We start from the raw sequence: 12,646 nt of genomic DNA on the forward strand, positions 1-12,646 counted from the left end.
GTGCCGGAGCGGTGCGGCGGGGCACCAGCAGCAGACAGTAGATTTCTCAGTCGGCGCGCCGGATTTCGTGCGAGCCGATGGTGCGGTGTGGCGCCTCCTTCGAAATGACAGACCGGCGCGAGCGCAGGGATTCTTGAACACCCTCTCAGGAAATCAATCACGCTGAGCGGTTTGGCAACACCCTCTCAGACTGACACCGTTGGCCAGACGGGGCGCGGCCTCATCGGCCCCGCTGCTCCGCGCCGGCCTGCTGGATCAGGCGCTCCAGCCCGGCACGCCGTTCCCTGCCCCGCGTCGCCGCCAAGACCGACCGCAGCGCGGCCACGTGCGCGGTCTGGAGCGCCGCCTCCGGACCGGCCGCGACGTGGGGCACCACCCCCGTGCCTTCCCAGTTGGTTCCGGTGACCGGGTTGATGGCGCGCCCCCTGGGCACCTGCACCGCGAAAAAGTTCGAGACATACTCCAGGTCACCCGGGTGCGCGCCGCCCGCCGTCGTCTCCCCGACGATGGTGGCGCGGTCCAGGTGCTTCAGGTCGTACGCGAACGCCTCGGCCGCGGAGAACGTGCGGCTGCTCGTAAGCACGTACACGGGCCGGTCCGGGCCGTACCGCGCCCCCCGCACGCCGCGGAACGTCCAGAACTCCTCGGTTCTGTCTCCGCGCCGCCAGTAGATGGAGCTCAGCTGGACCGGCCGGGGGCCGAACAGGTAGCTCGCCAGAAGCTGCACCATCCCCGGATCGCCGCCCTGGTTGCGGCGCAGGTCGATGATCAGGGCGTCCGTGCGCGACAGCGAGTCCATCGCCGCCGCCACCGCCTCTTTCGCCCCCGGCACGTCCGCGGGGACGAAGCCGCGCAGGTCCAGCAGGCCCACGTTTCCGTCCAGGACCTCGACGTTCTCGATCCCGAACCGGATCTCCCCCAGTTCCTCCTGCATCCGCCGGAGCACCTCTTCCGAGGGCTCGGCCTGGGGCGCCGCCTCCTGTACCGGCTCGGAGAGAAAGACCACCCGCAGGTGCTTGTCGCGGCTCACCGCCCGCAGGTGCGCGGTGAGCGAATCCGCCAGCGCCTCGTCCAGCGCGAGCCCGTCGTACTCGCCCCGCGCGAGCCGCGCACGCACGGCGCGGCTCATCTCGGCGGCCTTTCCCGGAAAGACGTACGACGCCTGCACCCGCGCCAGCACGCCCTCGATCACCTTCGTCCGGGTGGCGGCGTCCGCGTCGCCCCTGGACGACACGCACCCCGCCGCGGCGATCCCGAGCGACAGGTGGAGCACGAAGCGGCAGGTCCGGTGCATCGAAGGACAAGCGGTGGGGGGAGAACGATGCCGATCAGCCGTCGGCCTAGCAAAATCGAGCGGTGGATTCAGTAGAGCCAGCGGCGGTAGTCGGGATGCTGGTCCTTCAGATCTTCGCGCCGGAAAACAACAAGGAAAGTACAGAGGGGCAGAGAAACAGCCAGAGGAACAGAGTACGACCGATCATCCTCTGTTCCTCCGGCTTTTCTCTGTCCCTCTGTACCCCCCCCCGCCTTTCCCCTCAGCGGCCCGCCTTCAGGGTTCGGAACGTAATGGAGTAGCGCAGAGATTCAACGCCGGGAATGCTGTGCTCCCACTCCGTGCGCGAGGGGCCGCGCAGCAGGTACGCGGACCGGGGCTCCGCGGTGAGCGAGTAGCGCTCCCACTTGGTGCCGTCCTTGCGCCGGAGCCGGAAGGCGCACGGGGAGAGCAGCGAGATGCCGATGACGTCGCCAAAGACGCCCTTGTCCTTGTGCCAGCCGATCGCGGCGCCGGGGCCGTACTCGGTGACCAGCACGTGCGGCAGGTCCGCGGGCGCCACCCCCGCGAACGCGGCGGCGCGGTCCCGCACCGGCAGCAGGAAGCCGGGAATCTCCTCCGCCTCCTGCAGCCGGCGCTCGCCGAAGTCGTAGTGCCACCCGTACGAGACCGTGCGGCGCTTGCCCACGTAGCCGTGGAACTCGAACTCCTTGAGCGGAAGCCCGGGGATGCGCTCCACCAGCTCCCGCTCCTCCTCCGCCGGCAGGACGTCCGCCTGGTAGCGGAATCCCTCCGGCGGCACCGCGCCCTTCGCGTTTTTCGTCGGCATCCCTTCCCCACCCCGCTCATCGTTCCCGTCGCGCCGCGCCACCCTCCACGGACGCGAAACGATGCGCATCGCGTGTGCCGCGGAGGAGTGGCGTCAGGCGATGATTGGTCTTGGCCTGGATTCAACTCTGACGCGGAACACTACACCCGCTCCGAAATCCCGAACTCACGTTCAAGGGACGCAAAAGCATCCTCGGCATCTTCGCCGGTTCCTTCATCCATCCCCTGGAGCCCCCGCTGTATTCCGCTGATCCCTGCAGCGTTCGCCTCTGCGCAACGCGGGCGGACATCATTCAGGCCGGTCATGCGGATCTCCGTACGTATGCAAGATTCACGTTTTCCATGTTACCCGTCTTCACGTACCAGGGCTGACGCCGGGTCAGCACTTTCGCTGAGCCCGGCTTCGCCGACGGAAGATGCGCGTCCTGCGCTGGGCTACGGCTGCGCGGGCGGAGCGGAGTCCTGGGGATCCAGGATCTGGCGAACCTCGACCTCGCCTTCCCAGCCGGGCCAGTGCTGCAGGTGCATGTTCATCAGCCACACCGCCCCCTCCACCGCCTCTTCCCGCGACGCGGCCTCCACCACGCCGTACCCGCCCACGACCTCCTTGCCCTCCGCATACGGCCCGTCGATCACCGCCAGCTTTCCGCCGGAAACCCGGACACGCGTGCTCCTGGCGACGGGGGCCAGGCCGCCCGTGTCCAGCAGGGTCCCGGCGCGGGCGGCGTCCTCGGCCGCGCGGTTCATGGCGTCGATGAACGACTGGGGCGGGGCGCCCAGGTTCTCGGGGCAGCTGACGAAGTTCATGAAGCGCATCCGTCTCTCCATCCGGTTGGTGGTTCGGGAGCGGGCCCGCGATCTCCTTGGCCGCGTGAATGCCCGCTCCACCCCTGCGTCGAACGGGACGCGCCGAAATCGACACGTCCTGGTAACGGTGACGGCCCCGGCGGCATCCATTGTCCGGTGCCCGGGTGCGTGTCCGCATGCAGCTAAGTTGAACTCGCCCCTGACCCAGTCACCTCTGCACCCTGAACGGAGAAGCGGTAAGCTACTCCGCTTTTTGCGGCACGCGTGCCAAGACTTCACACAGACTCACGGCAATCAGTTCCTCGGATGCGTTCGGCGCAATGAATTCTGGCTGCCGCGGCCGGCTCGTAGCAACTACCCTCCCGCCGCGCGAGTACGTCGTCACCAGTCGACGAAATCTCGGCCGGGGCCCACACTCTACATCCCGCTCCTCCAAGATTGAGCGGTATCTGCGCCCCGCTGTGCGTTGATCATTCCGCCACACCTGATGCACCCATGTGTGGTACGCGCCCGATGGGAGCCGGGTGACCCGAGAGGTATCCACATATGACGCAGCTCGTACTCCATTCTCCGATGGTTCTCGGTAGTAGTCCACAAGAACCCAGTGCGCGGAGTCCGGTTGCTGAATGGAAAAAACTCCGGAAGGCGCGAGTCCCGTAATGCCTCGGCTACGGAGGCGGCGCTGAAGAGCCGGGCAGGGGGTTTGCCGCGGTCGCGTGGCACGGCCATCCTGCCGATAAAACAGGATCAACTCTGCGAGATCACCCATGACATAGGGGGCCTCACACAGGCCGGTTGGCCTGTTTCCTTTCCAATGGACATGCCCAAATGCGTGCATGCGCTCGTGCAGGAGTGTGTTTGTGAGTGGAACGAGACTCGACTCCGCCACTATGTCGCGTCTCAATGTCGTGCCTCTCGTTGCTGGACACGCACTCTGCCGGTAGCTGCAAGGGTAGGTAGCCGCGCGCGTAGAAGGAGAAGGTTTGCCGTTGATCTCGATTGTGGTTCTCAGTGAGATCCGAGCCGTGTCGAATTGACCATACAACACCAGGCGTGCTAATAACCAGCTCACCGGCTTCGCCCGTGCATCTGGTGGATAGCGGTACAGCAGCGAATCAGAAACCCGCCCAGCGCGCCATGAATATTCGCCGGCCTCTTCCATCTCGTGTAGCACGGCGACGAACGTGGTATCCACGACAATCCGGGTCGCAGTGTCGATCGCCTGCTGCAGTATCGCATTGGCTGACCATGAACGATTTTCGGAAAGTTGCGGTGGAGTAGTATGTATTGCAGGGACTCGATGCGGATCATTGGAATGCGTCCGTCCTGCGGCGGAAGTCAGCGCGAACAGCGACATCACTGGGAGAAGGATGGAACGAATTTTCATGAGAGCTCCATAGGAGAGGGTCAGGCACAAAGGGGATGGGAGGACGCCGCCACGCGGAACAGGCATGCACGCGCGACGCTGCGCATGGTCCTGTGCCAGGAGTGACGAATTAGACGTGCTGATCGAACAGGATGGGGTTTCCGTCGGGGTCCACGGCCATGAAGTACGCGGGCCCCGTCGTGGTTTCGTCGGCCTCGGGCGCAAGCTCGACACCTTGCTCCCTGAGCCGGCGCTGCAGCTCGCGGACGTCGGTAAAGCCTTCGACGGGCTTCGCGTTCTGGTCCCAGCCGGGGTTGAAGGTCAGCATGTTCCTGTCGAACATTCCCTGGAACAGGCCGATCACGTGGTCGCCGTTCTTCAGGATCAGCCAGTTCTGCGACGCGTCGCCGCCAAAGACGGTGAACCCGAACTTCTCGTAGAAGGCCCGCGACGCCGCGAGGTCCTTGACGGCAAGGCTGATGGAAAACGCGCCGAGCTGCATGGCTTCTCTCTCCCGTTTGCGATGGATGATTCGTGAGGTGGACGCCTGAGAGCGTGCTCAAGATTCCGACGCTGCGCATCCAGGCAGATCTACGAGCGCTGTCATTCCGAGGCCCGGCCACGCCGCAACCTGCTTTCACACCAGAGGTTGCAGGGCCGAGGAATCCCCTGTCGGATTGCTGGAGGGCAGACGCGGTAGCCCGTGCTGAACTCGCGGCTACGACACGGACGGACAGGGTCAGTGCCGGAGCGGTGCGGCGGGGCACCAGCAGCAGACAGTAGATTTCTCAGTCGGCGCGCAGGATTTCGGGCGAGCCGATGGTGCGGTGTGGCGCCTCCTTCGAAATGACATACGGGCGCGAGCGCAGGGATTCTTTAAACACACTCTGACGCTCAGCGGACCAGGCTTCCGCTCGCCACGGCCCCGGCCGCGACCACGCCGCTGGACTCGGTCGCCTCGCCGCGGCACGCGCGGCTCAGGACGCCGGCGGTGACCAGCGCGAAGACCAGCCCCACGGGCAGCGGCTCAAGGAAGGTGATGGCGGCGTTGATGAAAGGGTTCTGGTACATCTCGGCGAACGCCTGCATCTCGGCGATCTTCTGCTGGACCGCCTCGGGGCTCGCGCCGCTTGCCCGCGTCTTTTCCACCATGTGCGCCTGCATGTTCGCCAGGAAGTCGGGCGCGATCCTGTGGTAGATGACCTGCCAGGTGGCCACGTAGCAGGCGGAGGCGATGAGGACGATGAGCGATCCCACGGTGAACGCCCGGCCAAAGCCCACCGTGCCGCCCGCCACGTTGTCGCGGTAGGAGCGCACGCCAAAGTAGACCAGCAGAAAGGCCAGGACCATCGTGGTGTAGCCGATGACCATCCCGCGGTCGAAGCCGATGCGATCCATGAACGGGATCGTCAGCAGCATCATCACCGACAGGATGCAGCCCGAGATCAGCCCGAAGGTCCAGACGGTTCGCTTCATCGATCGTTGCTCCTGAAATGCAGAGGGGGGACAGGCGGCGTCCGTTCGCCGTGCCCTGACGGTAGCCGCGGCGACCCGGATCCGCGTCACCCGAACGGATGATTCTGGCGTGGAATCGTTGAAATCACCCGTTCAGGCGATGAGACCCGCCTCCTTGGCGATCTGCACCGCCTGCGTCCTGCGCTTGGCGTTCAGCTTGTCGAACAGGCGGCTGGAGTGCGTCTTCACCGTGTTCTCGCTGACGAACAATTTCGCGGCGATCTCCTTGGTGCTGAGCCCCGCGGCGATCGCCTCCAGGATCTCCATCTCGCGCGGGGTGATGCCCAGTTCCCGCACGCGCGCCGGGTCCGCGACGAACGGCTCGGACACGCGGACGGGCACTTCGACGGGCACACGCACCTCCACCGGCACCCGCACCTCTACCGGCACCTCGCGCACGATGACCGTCTCCTTCGTGCGCGTGAGCTTGAGGCCAAGCCAGATGCCGAGCGCGGAAAAGAGCAGCGCGACGATGCCGCCGTAGATCTCGAGGGAGTGCTCGACGACCAGGAAGCGGTACTCGATGAGCTTGAGGCCGGCGATCAGCACGCCGCCCAGCAGGCCGTACAGAAGGATGGTCTTTTTCACGCGCCCAATATCGTCACTGCGCACATGACAGGGAATAGGGAATAGGGAATAGCCGGCAGCTGCGGGCCGGATGCCGCTACTGCTGGCCAAGTTCCGTGAGCAAGTGTCTGCGCAGCAGGTGGGGAACTCACACAGAGTCAACTGAACTGAATTTTCTCGTGCCGTTTCCTCTGCCCTCACGATGTGAAGCACGATCCAGTGAGCGGAGGCATGGCGCGCCGGTCGACGAGGCACGAGCCGGCGTGGGGTGTCGGGAACGGAAGAGGGATCGAAGTGCGGCAGGGGGCCATGAGAATTTTTTTGAGGAGGATGCGGATCGCCGGATGATTTCCGCAGCGCGCAGGAGCAGGGAGCCTGCACCACCTGATGCGCGATCTTGAAAACCATCCGCCAGGTCCGGCCCAGGTGAGCGGCACGTCCCTGGACGCTCGTCTATCCCCGATGGTATCAGCGGCTACGGACGAGGGTCCGCAGGGGGAGAGAACCGCGCGAGCAGGTGCTGCACGTTCTCGGGCGTGATCATGCGGCCGACGAGCCGGAACGGAACGCGGTCCCCGTGGATGAGCGCGAGGGTGGGCACGGTCTTGATGCGCCGGCGCTCCGCCTCGGCGCGCCCGGCATCCTCCTCCATGTCCCACCACGACAGGTCCATCCCCAGGGCGGACGCAATCTGCTCCGCTACGGGAGCCTTCTCATGGCAGACGGAGCACCACGGGGCGCGAAAGTAGGCGAGGTGCATGTTCGGCGGCGGCGGCACGGATGCGTTCACACGGATCGCGTCACGCCCGGCGGGCGACGGCAAGGATGTGCGGGCTCATGCCCAGCAAGGATGGCTCGGACTCCACCATCTCCGCAACGTGGATCATCCCCGCCCTGCGCACGGGATCGCTCCACCGCGCGTCGAAGTCCGGAAGCATGCCGCAAGGCCCCTCCAGGCCGTAGCAGCCCTCGACGACGAACCCCGCGCTCCGCAGCTCGGCATCGAGCTCCTCCGGCCGGTGAAAGTACGCGTCCGTAAAGAACCCCTCCCGCCGCGGACGGTGCGCGCCGTCGCGAACGGACGCATCCACGATTTCCTGGAACGCGGGATCGGGCAGCAGGTCGCGCATCAGGCCGTACAGCGCGTACGCCCAGCGAGTAATCGCGGCCGCGAACAGGATTCCACCGGGCGCCAGGACCCGCGCCGCCTCGGCCAGGGCGCGGGCCCGGTCCGCCGGATCGATCAGGTGATACAGGGGGCCCAGCAGCAGGACGACCTGGGCGCACCTGTCCGGATACGGAAGCGCGCGCGCATCCCCGACCTGGCACGAGGCGAGCGGGCGGCCGAGGGAGGCGGCGCGGCTCCGTGCCTCGTCGATCAGGCGCGGAACGGGATCCAGCAGGTGCACCGTGTACCCGCGCTCGGCCAGCCAGAACGCGTACGCCCCCGCGGCGCCCCCCACGTCCAGCACCGTCGCCGGCGCCGGCGGTGCGTGCCGCTCGATGAGCTGGCGGGTGCGGTACGCCTCCAGCTGGTTGAGTCCGCGCGTGTGGCGGTCCTCCTCGGGCGACCGCGCGTAGTACGCGGCGATCGCGGGATCCAGCCGCGGCTCCGGGTGCTCGGGATGGTGGGGCGGCATCGACGGAGGGGTCAACGGAACGCGGGGACGGCGATGAGGAGAAGCGCGGGGACGACGGTGTGCGTCAGGATCGCGATCTCCAGCCCCCGCCGCCAGTAGACCCGCCGACGTTCGTCACCACGTCGGCCCTGAGAGGGTGTTGCCCCCCCAAACTCACAAAGAAGCGATGACTTCCTGAGAGGGTGTTGCTAAACCTCAAATCCATAACGAAGCGGTGACTTCCTGAGGGAGCGCACCACGTGTAACCCGATTCCACACAACCGCCTGCGCGCGACCGAAGGACCTCGTCTCGGTGGCGCAGGGGCTAGATCAGGGCACGGGACCAGCCCCGTCGTTCTGCTGGCGAGGTCCTTCAGTCGGCGCCAAGGTGCAGTGTGCAAGCGAGTTAGGGGGTGGCGCCTCCATCAGGAAGTCAATCACGCTGGGAGGTTTGGCAACACCCTCTGAGGGACCGCGATAGACCCCTCCCTCGAGCCGCGCATCATCGTATGCGGCGGCGTTGGCCAGAGGGCCATCGCAGGGACCCCACCTGCGGGCACAAGCCCGAAACGGTGACCACCAGTCCGGCCAGCAGCAGCGTGCGGGAGTGCCAGTTCATTTGCGGATCAGGAACAGGAGGAGGCAGTGTGGCCGGCGCACGCCGAACGAAGCCGTTCACGAGGAGACGCGCCAGGGCGGGTTCCTGCGGTTCTCGCCGGCGTGGTACAAGCAGATCGTGTTCCCCGTCGGATCGCAGATCCGGGCCTCACGCCAGAGCCATCGCTCGTCGCGCGGCAGCTGGGCGAACGCAAAGCCCTCGCGCTGAAGCTCCTCGACGAGCGCGTCCAGACGATCGCTTTCAAAGTAGATGACGACGCCCGGGTTCACGGGCGCTTCATCGACCCTGTGCACCGAGAACGTCGCACCACCCTCCGGGCATTCGAAGCGCGCGTAATGCGGCGCATCGACGATCTGCCTGAAGCCCATCCCGCGATAGAACGCCACCGAAGCCGCCATGTCGAGCGCGGGAAGCGTCACCTGATTGAGGTTCATCGACCGAGCGAGTGGAGTTGTCCAGCTTCAGGTGGCGGGCGGCCGGGTCGGTGGCCAAGCCCGATCCGCCGCCGATGGTGATCCAGGTGCTTGTACAATCACCTGCGGACGGCGCGAGGCACTTCACTCGCCCCGCGGTGCGGTGCGCAGCAGGAGGGCGGCGCCCGCGAAGTATCCCAGGATCGGGGAGACGCCATAGCCCATGACCGGGACCGGAAATACCCCGACGAACGCGGCAAGCACCGTGACCGCCACGTACGCGCCCAGCGCGAGGCTCGCCTGCCTTGCCACTCCGCGCGCGGCGAGAAGGAACGGAAGAGGCAGCACCAGCAGCGACACCACCGCCGCCACCGCCCAGCCCGCTCCCAGGCCGGCGGCCAGACCGACGATCTCCTCCACGTGGGGAACCGGCGCGAGCGGATCCCTGCGCAGCCAGGACAGGCCGGCCAAGACGGGCAACGCCAGCATGCCGGCCAGCCGCAGCGGGTCTCGCCCGGCCCCGGGAAGCAGCAGAACCAGCGCGGCCGCCGCGAACGCCGTGGCCTGTGCGGCATCCGGCTGAAGAAGCAGGACGGCCGCCACCCCCAGCGCAACCAGCGCGGAGAGCCACCATCCCCGCGCCCGCGACAGGCCCTGCAGCGCAACCAGCAGCAGCGGAAGGAGGACCGCGGCGGTATGAAGGCGCACGGGGCCCAGCGGCAGCCACCGATGAACCCCGTCTACCCCGGGGGCCAGCAGTGTCGCGGCCAGTGCCGCCACCGTGAGCACCGCCACCACGGCCAACCCCGTCCCTCGCGAAGTCGAGGCCCGGGGCCGTGCAAACCCCAGGCACAGAAGCGCGCCCACCGCCCACGCGGCGAGGTTCTGTCCCCACACGACGGCCGGTACGTCCGACATCCGCATGATGAGCACGCCCACCACCAGCGCCGGCACGGGTGCCAGCAGATACGGCAGCGCCGCGGCGCGCGGGTTCCCCAACTGCCTCTCCGAAGTCATGAACTGATATGAGGGTCGATGTATGGCGCAGCCTGGATCGATTCGGTGCCTTATGCCCCGAACTGCCGCAGGTGGTGGTCCAGGTGCTTGTACATCAGCACCGCCCACTCCCGCGGGGCAAGCCGGCCAAAGAAGCTGTGCGGATGCGTGGTGCAGCCGGCCGGACCCGCGGCGGCAAACCGGTCGATCAGCCCGGCCAGGCGCTGGCGCTCGGATTCCAGCTCTCGCTCATCGGCCACCACGAGGTCCGGCGACGTCGGCGTGTTCCGGCGGATCGGCTGATCGTTTCCGATCGCCAGCCGCTTCACCACCGGGCCGATGATCCGCCCGATGAACATCCGCTTGGGCCGTGTGTCCCCGACCGCCGCCTCCATCCCGATCGCGCCGTGCGCCACCGCCTGCGCCGCGTTCATCGTGCCCCACAGGCGCGCGCTGTCCGGCCGCAGCTTCAGCAGCCGCGCCTTTACCTCCGCCGCCGCGGCGGGTTCAAACAGATTCTTCATGCCTGGCTCCTGTTGCGGACGTAGCGGTCATCCGCGGTCATCGCACGGTGACGGTCGTATGCTCCACCTGGGCCGGCCGGCCGTCACCCTGAAAGGCGTGGAGCACGCGCACCGTATACACGCCGGGCGGAAGGCGGCTCACCGTCACGTCGTACACGAAGCCTCCGCCCGCCCCGGCGCAGAGCTCGCGCTTACCGCGCGCCTGCACCGTCAGCGTGATGATGGACTGCGTGCGGTCGGCGTTGCCGGAAAGGTGGTAGCAGAGGTCGGGGGTGGGAAAGCTCCCGCGGGCGCGCACGCTGCGCGACTGCCCCACCACGTGCGCGCGGGCGTTGACGCTGTCCACCGTCTCGTAGAAGCGGCCGTCCGCCTTCAGACGGCGGCGGCGAGCCGACACCGTGACCGGGTCCAGCCGGTGCGCGACGGCGGAAACCCGCACGTCCACGTCCACGGTATCCCGCGGGCCCACCCGGAGCGCCCCGGTGCGGGTCTCCGCGTAGCCCGCGCGTGTAACCCGCACGCGCACCGCACCGCCGCGTCGCAGCGGGAACGCGAAGCGGCCGTCCGCGTTGGTGAACATCCGGGTGGTCCGCTGGCCGCTGCCGCTCACCACCACGCGCGCCAGCGGGATCGCCGCGCCGGACTCGGCGTCGACCACCCGTCCCCGGATCACCTGCCCGGCCGCCGGCGTGGGAACGGGGATGAGCAGGATGGCCAGCGCGGCAGCCGCGGCCCGAATCCATCTCGGCCACGCCGCCGGCTTCCGGAGGTCGGGACCGTGATTGCGGGGGATGATCAGCGCGGGCATGGAAACGTTTTCCCGGGGAGGACGAGTGCCTGACGAGCGGCGCGCAGCCGCGCTCAGCCTCGCTCCGGAACATGCGGGGCGCACCCGCCCGCGCACAAGCCCGTTGCTGCGCGAAAGCCCGCCGCTCTCGACGCCGGGGCGCGGAAGACCTTTCACGGTCACGCGAACGGGCGCTGGAGGAGGTAGAGGGCGTAGAAGTAAACCTCGCGGCCCAGGAAGCCCGCCTTGCTTCGCCAGGTGCGGTACCGGCTGGTGGGCGTGGGAGCGGGATGCGCATCCAGGCCCAGGTCGCGCGCCATGGTGACCGCCCGGCGCATGTGGAGCGGGTCGCTGACGATCAGCACGCGCAGCGCCCCCTCCGGGGCCAGGAGCGCCCGGGCTTCGCGCAGATTCTCGTAGGTGATGGTGGAGCGTGTTTCCACCGAGATCCGGTGGTCCGGAACGCCGGCGCGGATGGCATAGCGGCGGGCGACCTGCGCCTCCGAGTCGCGTTTGCCCGTGCCCACGCCGCCCGTGAACAGGATGCGCCGGACGCGGCGCTGGTCGTACAGTGCGATGGCGTGGTCGATCCGCGCCGCAAAGACGGGCGAGGGCTCCGTGCCCCAGACCGCCGCCCCCAGCACGATCGCCACGTCGGCGGGCGCGGGATCGTGCCGGCTGCCATAGGCCGCGATCCGCCACGCCAGGATGGCGATCCACAGGAGGACCGCGCCCAATCCACCCCACAGCATTCGCCTGATGGTTCTCCGCGTGGGGCGCCGCCGCTTCATGCGATCTCACCACCTGGCTGGATACCGGGATCCTCTGCAGCGACGAAACGAAGCCGCAAATGACCCGCCATGGCTCCCGGGGTGGGTTCAACGACCAGATGTCGATCGAAGCGCGTCGACGTCCTGAGAGGGTGTTTGCCAACCCTCAAGCTCACAACGAAGCGATGACTTCCGGAGAGGGTGTTGCCAAGCCCCTTAAGCTCGCAACGAAACGGTGACTTCCCGAGAGGGTGTTGCCAAACCCCATCCTCACAAAGAAGCGATGACTTCCTGAGGGAGCGCACCACGCGTAACCCGATTCCACACCACCGCCTGCGCGCGACCGAAGGACCTGCTCTCCGGCGAGGCGGGGCCGGCATCATGCCGCGGGACCAGCCCCCCGGTTGTGCCAGCGAGGTCCTTCAGTCGGCGCCATGGCTTTTTCGTACCCGCAGATCAAGGAGCGGCGCCTCCCTCAGGAAGTCAGTCCCGGACGAGGTTCAGCAACACCCTCCTAGGGAGCGCACCCCCCGGAACCTCGAGGGTGTTGCCAAACCCTCAA

Annotated in this window: 15 protein-coding genes; all 15 read right to left on the bottom strand. The window is 67.5% G+C overall.

The features are described 5' to 3' along the window. Positions 1–220: 220 nt before the first annotated feature. Entirely contained in the window at positions 221–1,294 is a 1,074-nt protein-coding gene (locus VGC13_RS07395; protein ID WP_331124591.1) for a S41 family peptidase, read from the bottom strand. 241 nt (positions 1,295–1,535) lie between these two features. Then, on the bottom strand, positions 1,536–2,102 hold the full coding sequence (locus tag VGC13_RS07400; protein WP_331124592.1) for an alpha-ketoglutarate-dependent dioxygenase AlkB: 567 nt from the start codon (positions 2,100–2,102) through the stop codon (positions 1,536–1,538). A 140-nt stretch (positions 2,103–2,242) separates the two neighbouring features. Then, positions 2,243–2,407 carry a hypothetical protein gene (locus VGC13_RS07405; protein ID WP_331124593.1) on the bottom strand — a complete coding sequence of 55 codons (165 nt, stop codon included), beginning with the start codon at positions 2,405–2,407 and terminating at the stop codon, positions 2,243–2,245. Positions 2,408–2,536: 129 nt separating this feature from the next. Further along, a complete protein-coding gene (locus VGC13_RS07410; RefSeq protein WP_331124594.1) occupies positions 2,537–2,917 on the bottom strand; it encodes a YciI family protein in 381 nt (126 codons plus the stop codon). Positions 2,918–3,149: 232 nt separating this feature from the next. Then, positions 3,150–4,361, bottom strand: a complete 1,212-nt coding sequence (locus VGC13_RS33610) for a surface-adhesin E family protein (protein WP_414682982.1) — start codon at positions 4,359–4,361, stop codon at positions 3,150–3,152. 43 nt (positions 4,362–4,404) lie between these two features. Next, positions 4,405–4,776: a VOC family protein gene (locus tag VGC13_RS07415; protein ID WP_331124595.1), complete on the bottom strand. Its 372-nt coding sequence runs from the start codon at positions 4,774–4,776 to the stop codon at positions 4,405–4,407. A gap of 392 nt (positions 4,777–5,168) precedes the next feature. Continuing rightward, positions 5,169–5,750, bottom strand: coding sequence for a DUF4199 domain-containing protein (locus tag VGC13_RS07420; protein ID WP_331124596.1), 582 nt, complete (start codon positions 5,748–5,750; stop codon positions 5,169–5,171). A 132-nt stretch (positions 5,751–5,882) separates the two neighbouring features. Beyond that, positions 5,883–6,377 (bottom strand): response regulator transcription factor, encoded by a 495-nt coding sequence (locus VGC13_RS07425; RefSeq protein WP_331124597.1) that lies wholly within the window; start codon positions 6,375–6,377, stop codon positions 5,883–5,885. 454 nt (positions 6,378–6,831) lie between these two features. Continuing rightward, positions 6,832–7,146 carry a thioredoxin family protein gene (locus VGC13_RS07430; protein ID WP_331124598.1) on the bottom strand — a complete coding sequence of 105 codons (315 nt, stop codon included), beginning with the start codon at positions 7,144–7,146 and terminating at the stop codon, positions 6,832–6,834. Between the two features lie 10 nt (positions 7,147–7,156). After that, positions 7,157–7,996 carry a class I SAM-dependent methyltransferase gene (locus tag VGC13_RS07435; RefSeq protein WP_331124599.1) on the bottom strand — a complete coding sequence of 280 codons (840 nt, stop codon included), beginning with the start codon at positions 7,994–7,996 and terminating at the stop codon, positions 7,157–7,159. Positions 7,997–8,650: 654 nt separating this feature from the next. Continuing rightward, positions 8,651–9,028: a VOC family protein gene (locus VGC13_RS07440; RefSeq protein ID WP_331124600.1), complete on the bottom strand. Its 378-nt coding sequence runs from the start codon at positions 9,026–9,028 to the stop codon at positions 8,651–8,653. Between the two features lie 123 nt (positions 9,029–9,151). Beyond that, on the bottom strand, positions 9,152–10,024 hold the full coding sequence (locus tag VGC13_RS07445) for a hypothetical protein (RefSeq protein ID WP_331124601.1): 873 nt from the start codon (positions 10,022–10,024) through the stop codon (positions 9,152–9,154). A 50-nt stretch (positions 10,025–10,074) separates the two neighbouring features. Further along, positions 10,075–10,527: a DUF1569 domain-containing protein gene (locus VGC13_RS07450; RefSeq protein WP_331124602.1), complete on the bottom strand. Its 453-nt coding sequence runs from the start codon at positions 10,525–10,527 to the stop codon at positions 10,075–10,077. A gap of 37 nt (positions 10,528–10,564) precedes the next feature. Further along, the gene (locus VGC13_RS07455) at positions 10,565–11,335 is read right to left on the bottom strand and encodes a carboxypeptidase-like regulatory domain-containing protein (RefSeq protein WP_331124603.1); all 771 of its coding nucleotides are present in this window, start codon (positions 11,333–11,335) and stop codon (positions 10,565–10,567) included. Between the two features lie 158 nt (positions 11,336–11,493). Next, on the bottom strand, positions 11,494–12,105 hold the full coding sequence (locus VGC13_RS07460; protein WP_331124604.1) for a YdcF family protein: 612 nt from the start codon (positions 12,103–12,105) through the stop codon (positions 11,494–11,496). Positions 12,106–12,646 lie beyond the last annotated feature (541 nt).

Origin of the sequence: Longimicrobium sp. (genome assembly GCF_036399255.1) — a bacterium.
Taxonomy (GTDB): Bacteria; Gemmatimonadota; Gemmatimonadetes; order Longimicrobiales; family Longimicrobiaceae; genus Longimicrobium.

What these genes read in the sequence shown, in the direction of transcription:
- VGC13_RS07395 (WP_331124591.1), bottom strand. Translation starts at nt 1,294, where the DNA reads ATGCACCGGACCTGCCGCTTCGTGCTCCACCTGTCGCTCGGGATCGCC.
- VGC13_RS07400 (WP_331124592.1), bottom strand. Translation starts at nt 2,102, where the DNA reads ATGCCGACGAAAAACGCGAAGGGCGCGGTGCCGCCGGAGGGATTCCGC.
- VGC13_RS07405 (WP_331124593.1), bottom strand. Translation starts at nt 2,407, where the DNA reads ATGACCGGCCTGAATGATGTCCGCCCGCGTTGCGCAGAGGCGAACGCT.
- VGC13_RS07410 (WP_331124594.1), bottom strand. Translation starts at nt 2,917, where the DNA reads ATGCGCTTCATGAACTTCGTCAGCTGCCCCGAGAACCTGGGCGCCCCG.
- VGC13_RS33610 (WP_414682982.1), bottom strand. Translation starts at nt 4,361, where the DNA reads ATGCCTGTTCCGCGTGGCGGCGTCCTCCCATCCCCTTTGTGCCTGACC.
- VGC13_RS07415 (WP_331124595.1), bottom strand. Translation starts at nt 4,776, where the DNA reads ATGCAGCTCGGCGCGTTTTCCATCAGCCTTGCCGTCAAGGACCTCGCG.
- VGC13_RS07420 (WP_331124596.1), bottom strand. Translation starts at nt 5,750, where the DNA reads ATGAAGCGAACCGTCTGGACCTTCGGGCTGATCTCGGGCTGCATCCTG.
- VGC13_RS07435 (WP_331124599.1), bottom strand. Translation starts at nt 7,996, where the DNA reads ATGCCGCCCCACCATCCCGAGCACCCGGAGCCGCGGCTGGATCCCGCG.
- VGC13_RS07440 (WP_331124600.1), bottom strand. Translation starts at nt 9,028, where the DNA reads ATGAACCTCAATCAGGTGACGCTTCCCGCGCTCGACATGGCGGCTTCG.
- VGC13_RS07445 (WP_331124601.1), bottom strand. Translation starts at nt 10,024, where the DNA reads ATGACTTCGGAGAGGCAGTTGGGGAACCCGCGCGCCGCGGCGCTGCCG.
- VGC13_RS07450 (WP_331124602.1), bottom strand. Translation starts at nt 10,527, where the DNA reads ATGAAGAATCTGTTTGAACCCGCCGCGGCGGCGGAGGTAAAGGCGCGG.
- VGC13_RS07455 (WP_331124603.1), bottom strand. Translation starts at nt 11,335, where the DNA reads ATGCCCGCGCTGATCATCCCCCGCAATCACGGTCCCGACCTCCGGAAG.
- VGC13_RS07460 (WP_331124604.1), bottom strand. Translation starts at nt 12,105, where the DNA reads ATGAAGCGGCGGCGCCCCACGCGGAGAACCATCAGGCGAATGCTGTGG.